Below are 17,387 nucleotides of genomic sequence, written 5' to 3' on the forward strand. Positions count from 1 at the left end.
GCAAAGAAATGCGGTGCCTATTCCCATCCACTGTTGAGCGGAAATACGGGCGCAGCATACTGCGCCCCTAAAAGGCCATTACGGTTGCTGTTGCTCAGCGGCACCCATTTTGATCTTGGCTTCTTTGCGCAGGTTAGTCAGCAAGGCATCGAAGATCACGCTAGCGCTGCCTTTCTCCATGTTGCTGACGAAGGTTTTCATTTCGTCTGCTGACAATGTGCCCGGCTTAACGCTATCCAGAGCGATCAGTACCACGTTCCCCTGAGCATCCTGTGACATACCGTAAACCACTTTACCGGTTTCCGGGTGCGGCAGTGCGAATACGGCTTCCACCAGTTGGTTGTCTTCCGGGGCACGTGCCATTTTCTGTACGCTGCCAAAGCTCAGGCCAGCGGCTTTCATCGCCTCATCGCCTTTACCCTGCTTCAGCTCAACCAGCAGTTTTTCACCCTGCAGTTTGGCTTCTTGCAGTGCCTTGTTGTGTTTGACCATTGCAGTAACGCGATCTTTCACCTTGTCGAAAGGCTCAATCCCTTCCGGCTGATGGGCGACCACACGGATAACAAACGCGCGATCGTTGTCAACGGTGATAACGTCAGAGTTGCTGCCTGGGGCACCGTTCTCGCCAATCAGTGAACCGTCAAAGATAGCTTGCACGACCGGTTTGAAGTTCAATGCGGCAGGGATAGCGTCACGGGTAAACCATTCGGTATGAGTCGCCTTGATACCCGCAGCGTCTTCTGCAGAGGCCAGGGACTCGTTATCGCTGGTTGCCGCCTCGCTCACTTTCTGCTGCAGAGCATAGAAAGCATCTACCGCTTTTTCCTGCTTGACCTGCTTGGCGATGGCATCATGCACTTCGCTTAAAGGCTTCACCAGCGCGGGTTTGGTATCGTCCAGGCGCACGATCAGGTAGCCGACTGAAGACTTCACTACGCCGGAAAGTTGGCCTTTCTCGGTCAGGTTAGCCTGTTTCAGTTCGTCTGGCGTGGTATCTGGCTCCATCCAGTCCATTTCGCCACCGGTACGGCGCGAGATGATGTCGGTGGACTTCTCTTTCGCCAACGCGGCGAAATCGCCACCGTTTTTCAACTGCTCCAACACCGCTTTGGCATCCGCTTCGTCTTTCAGCTGGATCACGCTGAATTTTTTGCGTTCCGGCTGGCCGTAGCTGCTCTGGTGCTGATCGTAATAAGCACTGATATCTGCTTCGGAAACGGTCACTTTATCCTGCAATGCCGCAGCATCCAGTGGGATGAAGCTCACCTTCACCTGCTCTGGCGCGATGAAGCTGTTTTTGTTCTGTTCGTAGAAAGCCTTCAGCTCTTCGTCGGTGACGGTTTGCTTGGCCATCAGGGCATTGAGATCGATGGTCGCCAGACGCGCTTCACGCTCTTGCAGCACCAAGGCAACCATAGACTGTGCTTCGCCTGGAGGAACGATATCGGAGCCACCAAAGCCCTGGATCATCTGCTGGTTGATCAACCGCTGGCGCGTGTATTGCGCATATTGATCGGGGGTAAAGCCAGAACGGGCAATCAGGTCGAGATATTTGGCATTGTCAAACTTGCCGTCCGTCTGGAAATAGCTCTCTTTACGGATAGCGTCTTTCACCTGATCGTCGCTGGCGCTCAGGCCCAGCGTTTTCGCGTACTGATCCAGCAGCGACTTGTCAATCAGTTGAGACAGCACCTGTTGGCGCATCTGCTGCATGTAGCCTTCGTTGCCCGCCATGGCAGAGAAACGGTCACCCAGTTCCTGCTGCATACGGCTACGTTCACTCTGGAAAGCCTGTTCCAGCTGGGCGCGTTCGATCACCTGGCCATTTACTTTCGCAGCGTAATCGCCGGCACTTCCCTGATAGCTGACTACTCCAGTCAAAAGAAATGACAAGATGATCAACCCCAGGATGATTTTTAGCACGACGTGGTTTGCAGCCGCGCGTAAATTGTCCATCATAGTGTGACAACACTCCGCTGTGATATGGATTAACAACCCTTGTGCAGGCGCGTTCCCTGCGACAAAAATAAAAAAAGCGCATCAACCTGATGCGCCTTATATCTTACCTTACCAATACCGCTGCGTCAGGTGATTGTTTACCAACGACGTCAGGCGATTAAACGCCGTAATCAGTTTACCGCGTCTTTCAGGGCTTTCCCTGCACGGAAAGCCGGAACTTTGGCTGCCGCGATTTTGATCTCTTTACCCGTTTGCGGGTTACGGCCGGTACGAGCTGAACGCTCACGCACGGTGAAAGAACCGAAACCAACCAGAGCTACGTCATCCCCTTCTTTCAAGGAATCGGTAACGGAAGCAATAATTGCGTCCAAAGCACGCCCTGCTGCCGCTTTAGAAATATCAGCACCGGCGGCAATTTTGTCGATCAGTTGTGACTTATTCACTCTATCATCCCCTCTAGAATTCAAAACGTCGCACCGAACAATCCCAACGGTTACGACAGCGCTGCTGTTATATCAATCCCGTCGTGCCTTGGCAAGCCACCAAACGGCGGCGAAACGCGAGCCGACAGGGATCTAACTTAGCGGCACAAAAAAATACTGGCAAGTCCGAATTGGCTTGCCAGCATGAGTTTTATCAATGGTTTTTGCTGTACGTCACTATTTTACCGCTACCGGCTGTGCGCCGAAGGCCGGATTGACCAAAGCAATGTTCAAAACTTCATCGATTCGCTGTACCGGATGGATCTCCAGATCGGCAATCACGTTGTCCGGGATCTCTTCCAAATCGCGCTTGTTCTCATAAGGGATCAGCACGGTTTTGATACCACCACGGTGCGCCGCCAGCAGCTTCTCTTTCAGGCCACCAATCGGCAATACGTGACCACGCAAGGTGATCTCACCGGTCATCGCCACATCAGCGCGCACCGGGTTACCTGTCAGGCACGAAACCAGCGCGGTACACATGGCAATACCTGCACTCGGGCCGTCTTTCGGCGTCGCCCCTTCCGGCACGTGGACGTGGATATCACGTTTTTCATAGAAATCGGCATTGATGCCCAATTTCTCTGCACGTGCGCGCACCACGGTCAACGCAGCCTGGATTGACTCCTGCATCACTTCACCCAAAGAACCGGTGTAGGTCAGCTTGCCTTTACCCGGCACGCAGGCGGTTTCAATGGTCAGCAGATCGCCGCCCACTTCCGTCCACGCCAGACCAGTAACCTGGCCTACGCGGTTTTCGGTGTCTGCACGGCCATAATCAACACGCTGAACGCCCAGGAAGTCCTTGAGGTTTTCGCCATTGATCTCGATGTGCTTGAGCTTCTTGTCCATCAACAGCGACTTGACCGCTTTACGGCACAGCTTGGAGATTTCACGCTCCAGGCTACGCACCCCGGCTTCACGGGTGTAATAGCGGATAATGCCGATAATGGCGCTGTCGTCGACCGTCAGTTCGCCTTTCTTCAACGCGTTGCGTTCAAGCTGCTTTGGCAACAGGTGCTGTTTGGCGATGTTCAGCTTTTCGTCTTCGGTATAGCCGGAAAGACGGATCACTTCCATACGGTCCAGCAACGGGGCCGGGATGTTCATCGAGTTCGAGGTCGCCACGAACATCACGTCGGACAGATCGTAATCCACTTCCAGGTAGTGATCGTTAAACGCCACGTTCTGTTCCGGATCCAGCACTTCCAGCAGGGCAGAAGCCGGATCGCCACGCATGTCGGATGACATCTTGTCGATCTCATCGAGCAGGAACAGCGGGTTTTTCACCCCGACCTTGGCCATTTTCTGGATCAGTTTACCCGGCATGGAACCGATGTAAGTCCGGCGGTGACCGCGGATTTCCGCTTCGTCACGTACGCCGCCCAGCGCCATACGGACATACTGGCGGCCGGTCGCACGAGCGATCGACTGCCCCAACGAGGTTTTACCCACGCCAGGAGGCCCTACCAGGCACAGGATCGGCCCCTTGATTTTGCTGACACGGCTTTGCACGGCAAGATACTCAAGGATGCGGTCTTTGACCCGTTCCAGGCCGTAGTGATCGGTATCGAGCACTTCCTGCGCCTTGAGCAGGTCTTTCTTCACCTTGCTGCGTGCATTCCACGGCACCTGGATCATCCAATCGATGTAGCCACGCACCACGGTCGCTTCCGCAGACATTGGCGACATCATTTTCAGCTTTTGCAGTTCCGCTTCGGTTTTCTCGCGCGCTTCTTTCGGCATTTTGGCCGCTTCGATCTTGCGCTTCAACGCCTCGTGTTCATCTGGCGTGTCGTCCATCTCGCCCAGTTCTTTCTGAATCGCCTTCATCTGCTCATTCAGATAGTACTCGCGCTGGCTCTTTTCCATCTGTTTCTTGACGCGGTTACGGATGCGTTTCTCAACCTGCAACAGGTCGATTTCCGACTCCATCATCGCCATCAGGTACTCAAGACGCTCGGTAATATCGAACATCTCCAGCACCGACTGCTTGTCGCTGAGCTTCAGCGGCATATGCGCGGCGATGGTATCCGCCAGGCGCGCAGCGTCGTCGATGCTGTTCAAGGACGTCAGCACCTCCGGTGGAATTTTTTTGTTCAGCTTGATGTAGCCTTCAAACTGATTGATCGCCGTGCGCACCAGGACTTCCTGCTCACGCTCGTCGATGGCCGGTGACTCAAGGTATTCAGCCTGAGCAGCGAAGTGTTCGCCGCTGTCGGAGAGCGTGGTAATACGCGCACGCTGCAAACCTTCGACCAGCACCTTGACCGTGCCGTCCGGCAGTTTCAGCATCTGTAAAATCGACGCTACAGTACCGACCGAGAACAGATCGTTAATGCCAGGTTCATCCGTCGAGGCCTCTTTCTGCGCCACCAGCATGATCTTTTTATCGTGATCCATTGCGGCTTCGAGGCACCGAATCGATTTTTCCCGGCCAACAAACAACGGGATCACCATGTGCGGATAAACCACCACGTCGCGCAATGGCAACACGGGGATTTCAATGCGTTCGGAACGCTCAGGGTTCATAGAGCTCTCTCTTAGTTTAATTTCCGCCAGGATTTAGGGGGATTTCATGAGACGCAAGCACCAAACGTTTCACAAAATCTGGATTATGAGTATATGGGGATGAATCTCTTACATTCAACGGTAACAATGTAGAGAAAAAGAAAAGGGGGATAAAATCCCCCTTTTACGATTAACTTTCTGGTTTGACTGGCTAATTATTCGCCAGAAGCCTGCGCTTCCGGTTGGCCGTAAATCAACAACGGCTTGGATTGGCCAGCGATCACAGATTCGTCGATCACCACTTTATCTACGCTATCCAGTGACGGCAGATCGTACATGGTATCCAGCAGCGCGCCTTCAACAATCGAACGCAGGCCACGGGCACCGGTCTTACGCGTCATCGCCTTCTTGGCAATGGCGGTCAGTGCTTCCTCACGGAACTCCAGATCGACCCCTTCCAGATTGAACAATGCCTGATACTGCTTGGTCAGGGCATTTTTCGGCTCTTTGAGGATCTGGATCAGCGCATCTTCACTCAGTTCGCTGAGGGTGGCAACCACCGGCAGACGACCGATGAATTCCGGGATCAGACCGAATTTTATCAAGTCTTCCGGCTCTGCCTGCAACAGCAGTTCACCTTCGGTCGCTTTTTCAGATTCACCCTTCACCGTGGCACCAAAGCCGATACCGGAACCGGTGTTCACACGCTGGCCGATCACCTTATCAAGGCCGGCAAACGCGCCGCCACAGATAAACAGGATCTTGGAGGTGTCCACCTGCAGGAACTCCTGCTGCGGATGTTTACGCCCACCCTGTGGGGGTACCGCCGCAATCGTGCCTTCGATCAGCTTCAGCAACGCCTGCTGCACGCCTTCGCCCGAAACGTCACGGGTGATGGACGGGTTGTCTGACTTGCGTGAAATCTTGTCAATTTCATCGATATAGACGATGCCGCGCTGGGCTTTCTGCACGTCGTAGTCGCATTTCTGCAACAGTTTCTGGATGATGTTTTCCACGTCTTCACCCACGTAACCGGCTTCGGTCAGCGTGGTAGCATCGGCCATGGTGAACGGCACATCCAGGAAACGCGCCAGCGTTTCTGCCAGCAAGGTTTTGCCGCTACCGGTTGGGCCGATCAGCAAAATGTTGCTTTTGCCCAGTTCAATACCATTGCTGGTATCGCCGTTACGCAGGCGTTTGTAGTGGTTATACACCGCTACCGCCAGAACTTTTTTCGCCTGCTCCTGACCGATAACATAATCGTCCAGGTGGTGGCGAATTTCGTGCGGTGTCGGCAATGAGCTACGCTCGCGATGCGGCGCAACCTCTTTAATCTCTTCGCGAATAATGTCGTTACACAGATCAACACATTCATCGCAGATATACACTGACGGACCGGCAATCAGCTTCCGCACTTCATGCTGGCTTTTGCCGCAGAAAGAGCAGTACAGCAGCTTTCCTGAACCGTCTTTGCGCTTATCTGTCATGAGTCAAACCTCTTCTTTTGTCTTTGTCCCGCACAATCATGCGCGACAATGCGCCCAAACTTTATACCGGGAACGCCGATAACGCTGTTTACAGCGAGCCAGGCCCGCTCTGAATACTATAGCCTATCGGCCCGCAAGCCGCGTTGTACCCGTAACCTTTCAGGCTGCTGGTTTTGCCTGCAGCCTGCGATTTATCGGGCATAGGGCTAGCTGCGGTGCGTCAGAATGCTGTCGACCAGACCGTATTCTACCGCGTCTTCCGCAGTCATGAAGCGGTCACGTTCGGTATCACGTTCGATCTGCTCCAGCGATTGGCCCGTATGCAGCGCCATCAATTCATTCATGCGTGCCTTCACCTTGAGGATCTCACGCGCATGGATTTCAATATCCGTTGCCTGGCCCTGGTAGCCGCCCAGCGGCTGGTGGATCATCACTCGGGAGTTCGGCAGGCAGAAACGCTTGCCCTTGGTGCCTGCCGTCAGCAGGAATGACCCCATGGAACACGCCTGCCCCATACAGATGGTGCTGACGTCCGGCTTGATAAACTGCATGGTGTCATAAATTGACATGCCAGCCGTGATCACGCCGCCCGGTGAGTTGATATAGAGGAAGATGTCTTTTTCTGGGCTTTCTGCCTCGAGGAACAGCATCTGCGCCACGATCAGATTAGCCATATGATCTTCAACCTGGCCGGTCAGGAAGATAATGCGCTCTTTCAGCAGGCGGGAATAAATATCGTAAGAACGCTCCCCGCGCGAAGTCTGCTCTACCACCATCGGCACCAGTGCCATGTTGGGTGCAAATTGATCTCGTTCGCCACTGTATGACATTACCGTCTCCTAATAGAAATTGCCTTGGCGCCATTGTCTGTCGATTCTACTTGAGAACGGCCATCATGACTACGTTCAAGCCATCGACAGGCTCCACACTGATTTGACGGCGCTATCATTCCGCCAGGCGGATCAAGCAGCCCATACTGTTGTAGGAATTGGGGGGTCACAGAGCGAATTTCAAGCCCGGTGAACAATTATCACCAACATCCCTGTATCGCAGCAAGGTCACAACCACTGGCCTTCCGCTGCCGCCATTTACCCTCGACCCAATAAATATAGTGCATATTGCCACAGTTAAGCCGAGATTAATCAGTCACGTGGCAAAAGAAAAGCCCGTAACCAAAGTTACGGGCCTTGTAAGGAACTCCCTGCTAATGCAATGGACCTGCCAGCAGGTCGATCCTGGCGTCAACCAGCATTACGCTTGTTGAGTCTGGTTCATCAGCTCGCTGAAGGTAGTGGCTTTTTCAGTCACTTTCGCTTTAGCCAGCAGAGCTTCTACCGCTTGTTCTTCCAGAGCAACGTTACGCATGTTGTTCATCAGCTCTTTGTTTTTGCTGTAGAACTCAACCACTTCGCTCGGATCTTCGTAGGCGGAAGCCATTTCTTCGATCAGGGTCTTGACGCGCTCTTCATCGGCTTTCAGATCGTTGGTGCTGATCACTTCGCCCAGCAGCAGGCCGACCACAACGCGACGTTTGGCTTGCTCTTCGAACAGTTCGCGAGGCAGCTCCAACGCTTGCTTCTCGTTGCCACCGAAACGCTGTGCAGCCTGACGACGCAGAACGTCGACTTCGCCGTCGATCAGTGCCGCTGGCACGTCGATGTCGTTAGCGTTGACCAGACCGTCGATTGCCTGAGTCTTGATGCGGTTACGCACGGCGCCTTTCAGTTCGCGCTCCATGTTTTTACGCACTTCGGTACGCAGACCGGCGATAGAACCATCAGCTACGCCGAAACGCTTGATGAATTCTTCAGTCAGTTCTGGCAGTTCGCGCTCTTCAACTTTCTTCAGCACGATAGCGAACTTGGCAGCTTTCCCTTTCAGGTTTTCTGCGTGGTAATCTTCTGGGAAGTTGACGTCGATGGTGAACTCTTCACCGGCTTTATGACCGATCAGACCTTCTTCGAAGCCTGGGATCATGCGGCCCTGGCCCATAGCCAGAACGAAATCAGCAGCTTTGCCGCCTTCAAACTCTTCACCGTCGATAGAGCCGGAGAAGTCAACGGTCACGCGGTCTTCTGCGGTGACTGCGCCGTCTTTGTCTTTCCAGGTCGCCTGCTGCTTGCGCAGGGTTTCCAGCATGGTATCGACATCGGCGTCGTTAACTTCAACAACCGGTTTTTCAACTTCGATGCTTTCCAGGCCTTTCAGCTCAACTTCTGGGTAGACTTCGAATTCAACGGTGAACGCGAAATCTTCGCCTTCTTTATACTCGCCCGGTACGTAGTTTGGTGCGCCGGCCGGGTTAATTTTCTCTTTGATGATCGCGTCAACAAAGTTGCGCTGCATCAGATCGCCCAGCACGTCCTGACGAACGGAAGCGCCATAACGCTGTTCAACGATGTTCATCGGCACTTTGCCTTTACGGAAACCGTCGATACGTACGCTTTTAGCTGCGTTAATCAGCTCTTTCTTTACTGCCTGATTGATAACATCAGCGGGTACAGTAATAGAGAGACGGCGCCCAAGGCCTTGAGTGGTTTCTACTGAAACTTGCATCTTGTTACCTCAAAAAAATCACAGTGCTCGGTCAACTCCGTTCCAAGAACCAGGACGGCTAAATTAAAAACCGAGTTCCCTGATGTCGAGAGCGTTCCGAAACCATTCCGGAAAAATAGACGCGACATTATAGCGGCGCAAGCGTAGCTAGTCGAGGATGGCAAGGCGGCACTGGCGCGTTAAAAATCACACTTTTGTCGATTTTCCGCCCAAATACCTGTTTGCCTTGGCCATCAGAGCTGCAAAAACCTTCGGCTCTGTCGTCGTCAAAAACAGCAACGGCCCGCAGGCCGTTGCAAAATTCGTCAGTAGTAATACCCTAAATGCGGGTAAAAGTTCCACTGATACCGTAAATTTTAAGGTTCAGGCCAGTGTGCCAGCCCCACGACAGGGTGGCGAAGCAGGAACCGTATCCTGCAACCCTTCCCACTCCTTGAGGGTATAGGTATGCAACGCCAGGGCGTGCACCCCCTCCTCCAGCTCCTGCGCCAACACGCCGTAAATGGCGCGATGGCGGGTCAGGAAGCGTTCACCCACGAAGCGATCGCTGACCAATACCACCTTGAAATGGCTTTCTGACCCAGCAGGAACGTTATGCCGATAGCTTTCATCAGTCACTTCCAGATACGCGGGCTCAAATGCCGCCCTTAACTTTGCTTCTATTTGCTCGCGGATCATAGGATCTCCTTACAACACCGGCAGGCTACCAGGTTCTAGTTTAATATTAGTCGGTTTTGCCCCCGCCAGAACATGGCTATCGTAAATCGCACCGCTCTTTGCTGTAAAAAACAGCAATAAAAGAAGGTGAGTTGAGGTTTTTCCGATTGAGGCGCGCGAAAAAGCCTGTTTTTATCCTGGTTGAGGAAAAATTTACGTCACGGCTACCTTCAACACTTCCCCCCGTTGTTGGCAATGCTATGATGACGGCCATATATCGTTGACTCTAGCGCTTTGATTATCAAGCACCCACAACCCTGCCCGCGGGTTTGAACAGCTCCGGGTATAAACACCACGATTGATGAGACAGTAATAATGTTAAAAAAACTTTGTCTTCCACTGCTGGCTGTCCTGTTGTTGGCTGGCTGTGCGGCCAGCACCAATACGCTGAACGTCACCCCGAAGATCGTACTGCCACAGCAGGATCCTTCCCTGCAAGGGATCACCATCAGCATTAACGGTGCCGACCAGCGCTCTGACCAGGCCCTGGCCAAAGTGAACCGTGACGGCCAACTGATCACCCTGACCCCATCGCGCGATCTGCGCTTCCTGCTGCAAGAAGTGCTGGAAAAGCAGATGGGCGCACGTGGTTACATGATTGGGCCAACCGGTGCGGTTGATTTGCAGATCGTGGTGAATACGCTGTTTGCCAACGTTTCCGAAGGGAATCTGCGCTACAACATCACCACCAAGGCGGATATTTCAATCATTGCGCAGGCCAAAAATGGCAACAAGCAGGTGAAAAACTATCGTTCGACCTATAACGTGCAGGGTGCCTTCACCGCCAGCAATGACAAAATCACCGATGCGGTCAATACCGTGCTGAGTGACGTTATCGCCGATATGGCGCAAGACACCAGCGTCAACGAGTTCATCAAACAAAACGCGCGTTAATCTGGCAATATCTGGCGCTGCCTGGGCCACCGGGCAGCACAGTTCGGGATCTCATGTCGAAACAGTATCTGAATATCTTCACCCAGCGTAACTCCGTCATCCTGTTGGTCTTGGGCTTTGCCTCGGGGCTGCCTCTGGCATTGACCTCCGGTACGCTACAAGCCTGGATGACCGTCGAAGGCCTCGATCTGAAAACCATCGGCATCTTCTCGCTGGTGGGTCAGGCCTACGTGTTCAAGTTCCTCTGGTCGCCGTTTATGGATCGCTACACTCCCCCGTTCCTCGGGCGGCGGCGTGGCTGGTTGCTGATTAGCCAATTACTGCTGGTGATCGCCATCGTGGCAATGGGATTCATGAATCCCTCTCAGCATCTTTGGTGGCTGGCCGCGCTGGCGGTGCTGGTGGCGTTCTGTTCCGCCTCACAGGATATTGTTTTTGACGCCTACAAAACCGATCTGCTGGCGGCCGAAGAGCGTGGTGCCGGGGCTGCGGTTTCGGTACTGGGTTATCGCCTGGCGATGCTGGTTTCCGGCGGGCTGGCCCTGTGGTTGGCCGATCGTTACTTCGGCTGGCAGGCCACTTACTGGTTGATGGCCGCGCTGATGCTGATTGGCGTGGCCGCTACGCTGATGGCACCAGAACCGGACGACAGTATTCCAGCACCGCGCACCCTGGAACTGGCGGTAGTCGCCCCCCTGCGTGACTTCTTCGCCCGTAACAATGCCTGGCTGATCCTGCTGCTGATCGTGATGTATAAGATGGGTGATGCCTTCGCCGGCAGCCTGAGCACCACCTTTTTGATCCGCGGCGTCGGCTTCGATGCCGGTGAAGTCGGTCTGGTGAATAAAACGCTTGGCCTGTTTGCCACCATCGTCGGGGCTCTGTTCGGCGGCGTATTGATGCAACGCCTCAGCCTGTTCCGGGCGCTGATGCTGTTCGGGATTTTGCAGGCAGTCTCCAACATCGGTTACTGGCTGTTGGCGATCACCGATAAAAACATCCTGACGATGGGCAGCGCCATTTTCCTGGAAAACCTGTGCGGCGGCATGGGCACCGCGGCCTTTGTTGCCCTATTGATGACCCTGTGCAACAAATCCTTCTCGGCCACCCAGTTTGCCCTGCTCTCGGCACTCTCCGCCGTGGGCCGTGTTTACGTGGGGCCAATTGCCGGCTGGTTTGTGACCGCCCATGGCTGGCCACTGTTCTATCTGTTCTCCATCGCTGCGGCGGTCCCTGGCCTGTTGCTGCTGTTGATTTGCCGCCAAACGCTGGAATATACACAACGCACCGACAACTTTATGCCGCGCACCGAGTTCCGTGCCGCCTATCGCTGGGCGCTGCGTCTGTTGGGCGTCGGTTGCTCGCTGCTAGGCATCTGGCTGCTGGTGCTGATCGCTAACGCGCTGGATTGGACCGACTGGCCCAACCTCGCCTTGCAACTGCTGCAAACCGGAGCCATGCTGAGTCTGGTGGGGATTATCATGGGCAGCCTGCTGGACTACCTGGCGTTGCGCCGAACACAATTAGCGTGATTTTTTTGTTGGCCGATAAAATTCGGCCAACAAAAAAGCATCAGAAAAACGAATTTATTTCGTTAAAAATTTAATATTTCCGCTCAAGTTATTTTTTTACCCGAGTAAAACACTCGGAAATAGAATTTAATTCACCTGTATAAAACAAAAATTTTACATTAAATAAACCTTTTTACGCCTATTCACTCGTCGCCAGCGCCGACGGGATATCCTGAGATACCCTTGGTTTTCCAACACATAGCACCCTCACGGAACGATTCAGCTAGCCAACACGTTGTTGCCATTAGTAAATTGTCACCTAAGGTTACATGTGTGACCCCCTTAACAGAAAGTGTCAACAAGCCGCTGACACTCTCTTAAGTATGTTTACAGTACTGCAACCTTCCCGTAAAATGCCCGCACACATGAAACGACAATATAGAGCCTTGGTAATTGGGGTCGTTAGATGAGACTTAAGAAATACAATAAAAGTATTGGGATGTTGTCCTTAATTGTCGCCACCGTAATGCTAAGCGGTTGCGATATGGTTTTGATGAATCCCAAAGGAGCAATAGGTGTTGAGCAACGGACACTGATCCTCACTGCAATCGGCTTGATGCTGATCGTCGTGGTGCCAGTTATCTTCATGGCGTTCGCCTTTGCCTGGAAGTACCGTGCTTCCAACAAAGCCGCCAAGTACAGTCCGAACTGGTCACACTCCAACAAGATTGAAGCGGTCGTCTGGACCATTCCAATCATTATCATCGCCATCCTTGGCACCATAACCTGGAAAACGACCCACGCGCTGGATCCATTCAAGCCGATTGTCACCGACAAAAAGCCAATGACCATCGAAGTGGTATCGTTAGACTGGAAATGGCTGTTCATCTATCCAGAGCAAGGTATCGCGACCGTTAATGAGCTGGCTTTCCCGAAAGATGTTCCAGTCGAATTTAAAGTCACCTCTAACTCGGTAATGAACTCGTTCTTTATTCCTCAGTTAGGTGGGCAGATTTATGCGATGGCCGGGATGCAGACCAAACTGCACCTGATCGGCAACGAAGCAGGCAAATACGACGGTATTTCCAGCAGCTTCAGTGGCCGCGGGTTCTCCGGCATGAAATTCACCGCCATTGTCACCCCGACCGAAGGCGACTTCGATCAGTGGGTAGCCAAGGTGAAAGAATCGTCTAATACCCTTAACGCCACCAGCGATTTTAACAAACTGGCAGAGCCGAGTGAAAACAACCCGGTTGAGTACTTCTCCAGTGTCAAACCGAATTTGTTCAAAGAGACTATTGGCAAATTCATGGGTGATATGCACATGCACAAAGGCGCAGAAGCTTCCGCGCACCAGGGCATGGACATGAGCCAGGGTATGGACATGAGTGAACATGCTCACGCCGGAGCCGAGGAATAATCTGATGTTGGGAAAATTAACACTTGATGCGGTTCCGTTGCATGAACCGATCATCATGGTCACCGTTGCTGCAATTATCGTTGGCGGGCTGGCACTGCTGGCGCTGATCACGTATTTCGGCAAATGGAAGTGGCTGTGGAGCGAATGGCTGACCTCGGTCGACCATAAAAAAATCGGTATCATGTACATCATCGTGGCAATGGTTATGCTGCTGCGTGGTTTTGCTGATGCCATCATGATGCGTAGCCAGCAGGCACTCGCGTCTGCCGGTGAGGCCGGATTCCTGCCGCCGCACCACTACGACCAGATCTTTACCGCGCACGGCGTGATCATGATCTTCTTCATGGCGATGCCTTTCGTGGTGGGTCTGATGAACGTGGTAGTACCGTTGCAAATCGGTGCGCGCGACGTCGCCTTCCCGTTCCTGAACTCCCTGAGCTTCTGGTTCTTCGTGGTTGGTGTGGTATTGATCAACATCTCGCTGGGTGTCGGTGAATTCGCACAGACCGGCTGGTTGGCGTATCCACCGCTATCGGGTAAGGAATACAGCCCTGGCGTCGGGGTCGATTACTGGATCTGGAGTCTGCAGATTTCCGGTCTGGGTACCCTGTTGACCGGTGTGAACTTCTTCGCCACCATCCTGAAGATGCGTGCTCCTGGCATGCCGATGATGAAGATGCCAGTATTTACCTGGGCAGCGCTGTGTACCAACGTGCTGATCATCGTCTCCTTCCCAATTCTGACCGTCACCGTCGCGTTGCTGACCCTGGATCGCTATCTGGGCACCCATTTCTTTACCAATGATATGGGCGGCAACATGATGATGTACATCAACCTGATTTGGGCCTGGGGTCACCCAGAGGTGTATATCCTGGTTCTGCCGGTGTTTGGTGTGTTCTCTGAAGTCACCGCCACCTTCTCGAAGAAACGTCTGTTCGGCTATACCTCACTGGTATGGGCAACCATCGCGATCACCGTACTGTCGTTTATCGTTTGGCTGCACCACTTCTTTACCATGGGGTCAGGCGCCAACGTCAACGCCTTCTTCGGTATCGCCACCATGATCATTTCCATCCCGACCGGGGTGAAAATCTTCAACTGGCTGTTCACCATGTACCAGGGCCGTATTCAGCTTAACTCCGCAATGCTGTGGACCGTGGGCTTCATCATCACCTTCTCCATCGGTGGGATGACCGGCGTGCTGCTGGCGGTACCGGGTGCCAACTTCGTGCTGCACAACAGCCTGTTCCTGATTGCCCACTTCCATAACGTGATTATCGGTGGTGTGGTGTTCGGTTGCTTCGCTGGCCTGACCTACTGGTTCCCTAAATCCTTCGGCTTCCGCCTGAATGAGACCTGGGGTATCCGTGCGTTCTGGTTCTGGATCATCGGTTTCTTCGTTGCGTTTATGCCGCTGTACGCATTGGGCTTCATGGGGATGACCCGCCGTATCAGCCAGAATATCAACCCTGAGTTCCACCCACTGCTGCTGGTTGCGGCTGGCGGTGCGGCGCTGATTGCCTGCGGTATCCTGTGCCAGGTGATCCAGGTTTACGTCAGTATCCGTGACCGTGAGCAGAACCGCGATCTGACCGGTGACCCGTGGGGTGCACGTACGCTGGAGTGGTCAACGTCTTCACCACCTCCGTTCTATAACTTCGCCGTAGTACCAGAAATTCACGACCGTGATGCCTTCTGGGACATGAAAGAAAAAGGCGAAGCTTATAAGAAACCCGCGAAGTACGAGCCGATTCATATGCCGAAGAATACCGGCGCCGGTGTGATTATTGCTGGCTTCAGCCTGGTATTTGGTTTCGCGATGATCTGGGATATCTGGTGGATGGCGATTGCTGGCTTTGTCGGCATGATCGTGACCTGGATCGTCAAGAGCTTCGATGAAGATGTTGATTACTATGTGCAGGTTGATGAGATCGAGCGCATTGAAAACCAACACTATGAACAAATCAGCAAAGCAGGCGTGAAACATGTCAACTGATACTCTGACCAACCATAGCGCAGCCCATGCCGAGCATGGGCACCACGACGCAGGGGAAACCAAGGTCTTCGGATTCTGGGTTTACCTGATGAGCGACTGTATTTTGTTTGCGAGCTTGTTCGCAACTTATGCAGTACTGGTAAATGGGACCGCTGGCGGTCCCACTGGGAAAGATATCTTCGACCTGAATTTTGTACTGGTCGAAACTTTCCTGCTGCTGTTCAGCTCCATCACCTACGGTATGGCGATGATCGGCATGAACAAGGGCCAGGTCAGCAGCGTTAACAAATGGCTGTTCCTGACCTTCCTGTTCGGCGTCGGCTTCGTGGCGATGGAGATCTATGAATTCCATCACCTGATCGCCGAAGGTTACGGCCCAGACCGCAGTGCGTTCCTCTCCAGCTTCTTTGCGCTGGTGGGTACTCACGGTCTGCACGTAACCACCGGCCTGATCTGGATCATCATCATGATGGTGCAGGTGAGCAAGCGTGGCCTGAACCCAACCAATAAAACCCGTCTGATGTGTCTGAGCCTGTTCTGGCACTTCCTGGACGTGGTCTGGATCTGCGTATTTACCGTTGTCTACCTGCTGGGGGTAATGTAATGAGCCATTCATCCCATGATACCTCTCACGGCGGCGCAAGCCACGGTAGCGTGAAGTCCTATCTGACCGGCTTTATCCTGTCGGTCATCCTGACGGTAATTCCATTTGCGATGGTGATGAGCGGCAGCGCCTCTCACTCCACCATCCTGGCGGTCGTGGTCGGCATGGCGGTTATCCAGGTGATCGTTCACCTGGTTTACTTCCTGCATATGAACACCTCATCGGAAGAGCGCTGGAACCTGGTGGCATTGCTGTTCACCGCTATGATCATCGGTATCGTTGTTGTGGGTTCACTCTGGATTATGTACAACCTCAACATCAATATGATGGTCGATTAAGAGCAGAGCTGGACGTGATGATTAAGCAATACCTGCAAGTAACTAAACCAGGAATTATTTTCGGTAATTTAATTTCTGTCGTCGGGGGATTCCTGCTCGCTTCCAAAGGGAGCATCGACTATCCCCTGTTTCTCGCCACCCTGCTGGGAGTCTCGTTGGTGGTTGCCTCGGGCTGTGTATTTAACAACTACATTGACCGCGACATCGACAAGAAAATGGAGAGAACGAAGAACCGGGTGCTGGTAAAAGGCCTGATCGCGCCGAGTGTGAGCCTGGTTTACGCTACCTTGCTGGGTATTGCTGGTTTTGCACTGCTGTATATCGCAGCCAACCCGCTGGCCATGTGGCTGGCGGTGATGGGCTTCGTGGTTTATGTCGGGGTTTATAGCCTGTACATGAAACGCCACTCGGTATATGGCACGCTGATCGGCAGCCTGTCGGGAGCCGCACCGCCGGTGATTGGCTACTGCGCGGTGACCAACGAATTTGATGCTGGTGCATTGATCCTGCTGGCAATCTTCAGCCTGTGGCAGATGCCGCATTCCTATGCGATTGCCATCTTCCGCTTTAAAGATTACCAGGCGGCCAATATCCCGGTACTGCCGGTGGTGAAAGGCATCTCCGTGGCCAAGAACCACATCACGCTGTATATTCTGGCGTTTATGATTGCCACGCTGATGTTGACCCTGGGCGGTTATGCTGGCTACAAATACCTGATCGTCGCAGCGGCGGTGAGCGTGTGGTGGCTGGGCATGGCGTTACGCGGCTACAAAGCAGAGAATGACAGCGTCTGGGCGCGCAAACTGTTTGTGTTCTCAATCGTGGCCATTACTTCACTCAGCGTGATGATGTCTATCGATTTCAGCGCCAGTGCCACACCGGAAACCCTGTTAACCTACGCTTGGTAAACTC

At 53.3% G+C, this 17,387-nt stretch carries 14 protein-coding genes; 7 read left to right on the forward strand and 7 right to left on the reverse strand.

Annotated elements, in window-relative coordinates; translation table 11 throughout:
• Nucleotides 1–78 precede the first annotated feature (78 nt).
• The 7 genes from ppiD to bolA form a co-directional block, all read right to left on the reverse strand.
• Nucleotides 79–1,959, reverse strand: a complete 1,881-nt coding sequence (ppiD, locus tag ACRDCA_RS07430; RefSeq protein ID WP_438688949.1) for a peptidylprolyl isomerase — start codon at nt 1,957–1,959, stop codon at nt 79–81.
• Between the two features lie 170 nt (nt 1,960–2,129).
• The gene (hupB, locus tag ACRDCA_RS07435) at nt 2,130–2,402 is read right to left on the reverse strand and encodes a nucleoid-associated protein HU-beta (RefSeq protein ID WP_004954599.1); all 273 of its coding nucleotides are present in this window, start codon (nt 2,400–2,402) and stop codon (nt 2,130–2,132) included.
• A 216-nt stretch (nt 2,403–2,618) separates the two neighbouring features.
• On the reverse strand, nt 2,619–4,973 hold the full coding sequence (gene lon / locus ACRDCA_RS07440; protein ID WP_021180165.1) for an endopeptidase La: 2,355 nt from the start codon (nt 4,971–4,973) through the stop codon (nt 2,619–2,621).
• 194 nt (nt 4,974–5,167) lie between these two features.
• On the reverse strand, nt 5,168–6,439 hold the full coding sequence (clpX, locus tag ACRDCA_RS07445) for an ATP-dependent protease ATP-binding subunit ClpX (protein WP_438688950.1): 1,272 nt from the start codon (nt 6,437–6,439) through the stop codon (nt 5,168–5,170).
• A gap of 206 nt (nt 6,440–6,645) precedes the next feature.
• Entirely contained in the window at nt 6,646–7,269 is a 624-nt protein-coding gene (clpP, locus tag ACRDCA_RS07450) for an ATP-dependent Clp endopeptidase proteolytic subunit ClpP (RefSeq protein WP_025120343.1), read from the reverse strand.
• A 421-nt stretch (nt 7,270–7,690) separates the two neighbouring features.
• Entirely contained in the window at nt 7,691–8,995 is a 1,305-nt protein-coding gene (tig, locus tag ACRDCA_RS07455; RefSeq protein WP_025120342.1) for a trigger factor, read from the reverse strand.
• A 363-nt stretch (nt 8,996–9,358) separates the two neighbouring features.
• Nucleotides 9,359–9,673, reverse strand: a complete 315-nt coding sequence (gene bolA / locus ACRDCA_RS07460) for a transcriptional regulator BolA (protein ID WP_438688951.1) — start codon at nt 9,671–9,673, stop codon at nt 9,359–9,361.
• A 354-nt stretch (nt 9,674–10,027) separates the two neighbouring features.
• Between bolA and ACRDCA_RS07465 the strand changes: the two genes are divergently transcribed.
• The 7 genes from ACRDCA_RS07465 to cyoE all read left to right on the forward strand — a co-directional run bounded on the left by ACRDCA_RS07465 (nt 10,028) and on the right by cyoE (nt 17,383).
• Nucleotides 10,028–10,606, forward strand: coding sequence for a lipoprotein (locus ACRDCA_RS07465; RefSeq protein WP_438688952.1), 579 nt, complete (start codon nt 10,028–10,030; stop codon nt 10,604–10,606).
• Nucleotides 10,607–10,659: 53 nt separating this feature from the next.
• Nucleotides 10,660–12,138: a muropeptide MFS transporter AmpG gene (gene ampG, locus ACRDCA_RS07470; protein WP_438688953.1), complete on the forward strand. Its 1,479-nt coding sequence runs from the start codon at nt 10,660–10,662 to the stop codon at nt 12,136–12,138.
• A 445-nt stretch (nt 12,139–12,583) separates the two neighbouring features.
• Nucleotides 12,584–13,537: a cytochrome o ubiquinol oxidase subunit II gene (gene cyoA, locus ACRDCA_RS07475; RefSeq protein WP_438688954.1), complete on the forward strand. Its 954-nt coding sequence runs from the start codon at nt 12,584–12,586 to the stop codon at nt 13,535–13,537.
• 4 nt (nt 13,538–13,541) lie between these two features.
• On the forward strand, nt 13,542–15,533 hold the full coding sequence (cyoB, locus tag ACRDCA_RS07480; protein WP_429617301.1) for a cytochrome o ubiquinol oxidase subunit I: 1,992 nt from the start codon (nt 13,542–13,544) through the stop codon (nt 15,531–15,533).
• Complete coding sequence (locus tag ACRDCA_RS07485) at nt 15,523–16,137, forward strand: cytochrome o ubiquinol oxidase subunit III (RefSeq protein ID WP_438688955.1); 615 nt, start codon at nt 15,523–15,525, stop codon at nt 16,135–16,137. Before cyoB ends, ACRDCA_RS07485 begins: the two co-directional genes overlap by 11 nt.
• Nucleotides 16,137–16,475 carry a cytochrome o ubiquinol oxidase subunit IV gene (locus ACRDCA_RS07490; RefSeq protein WP_024483939.1) on the forward strand — a complete coding sequence of 113 codons (339 nt, stop codon included), beginning with the start codon at nt 16,137–16,139 and terminating at the stop codon, nt 16,473–16,475. The genes ACRDCA_RS07485 and ACRDCA_RS07490 overlap by 1 nt, the downstream gene beginning before the upstream one ends.
• A gap of 17 nt (nt 16,476–16,492) precedes the next feature.
• Complete coding sequence (gene cyoE / locus ACRDCA_RS07495; protein ID WP_021180177.1) at nt 16,493–17,383, forward strand: heme o synthase; 891 nt, start codon at nt 16,493–16,495, stop codon at nt 17,381–17,383.
• Nucleotides 17,384–17,387 lie beyond the last annotated feature (4 nt).

This window comes from Serratia sp. (in: enterobacteria), from assembly GCF_051654945.1.
Classification (GTDB): Bacteria; Pseudomonadota; Gammaproteobacteria; order Enterobacterales; family Enterobacteriaceae; genus Chania.

What these genes read in the sequence shown, in the direction of transcription:
- ppiD (WP_438688949.1), bottom strand. Translation starts at nt 1,959, where the DNA reads ATGATGGACAATTTACGCGCGGCTGCAAACCACGTCGTGCTAAAAATC.
- lon (WP_021180165.1), bottom strand. Translation starts at nt 4,973, where the DNA reads ATGAACCCTGAGCGTTCCGAACGCATTGAAATCCCCGTGTTGCCATTG.
- clpX (WP_438688950.1), bottom strand. Translation starts at nt 6,439, where the DNA reads ATGACAGATAAGCGCAAAGACGGTTCAGGAAAGCTGCTGTACTGCTCT.
- clpP (WP_025120343.1), bottom strand. Translation starts at nt 7,269, where the DNA reads ATGTCATACAGTGGCGAACGAGATCAATTTGCACCCAACATGGCACTG.
- tig (WP_025120342.1), bottom strand. Translation starts at nt 8,995, where the DNA reads ATGCAAGTTTCAGTAGAAACCACTCAAGGCCTTGGGCGCCGTCTCTCT.
- bolA (WP_438688951.1), bottom strand. Translation starts at nt 9,673, where the DNA reads ATGATCCGCGAGCAAATAGAAGCAAAGTTAAGGGCGGCATTTGAGCCC.
- ACRDCA_RS07465 (WP_438688952.1), top strand. Translation starts at nt 10,028, where the DNA reads ATGTTAAAAAAACTTTGTCTTCCACTGCTGGCTGTCCTGTTGTTGGCT.
- ampG (WP_438688953.1), top strand. Translation starts at nt 10,660, where the DNA reads ATGTCGAAACAGTATCTGAATATCTTCACCCAGCGTAACTCCGTCATC.
- cyoA (WP_438688954.1), top strand. Translation starts at nt 12,584, where the DNA reads ATGAGACTTAAGAAATACAATAAAAGTATTGGGATGTTGTCCTTAATT.
- cyoB (WP_429617301.1), top strand. Translation starts at nt 13,542, where the DNA reads ATGTTGGGAAAATTAACACTTGATGCGGTTCCGTTGCATGAACCGATC.
- ACRDCA_RS07485 (WP_438688955.1), top strand. Translation starts at nt 15,523, where the DNA reads ATGTCAACTGATACTCTGACCAACCATAGCGCAGCCCATGCCGAGCAT.
- ACRDCA_RS07490 (WP_024483939.1), top strand. Translation starts at nt 16,137, where the DNA reads ATGAGCCATTCATCCCATGATACCTCTCACGGCGGCGCAAGCCACGGT.
- cyoE (WP_021180177.1), top strand. Translation starts at nt 16,493, where the DNA reads ATGATTAAGCAATACCTGCAAGTAACTAAACCAGGAATTATTTTCGGT.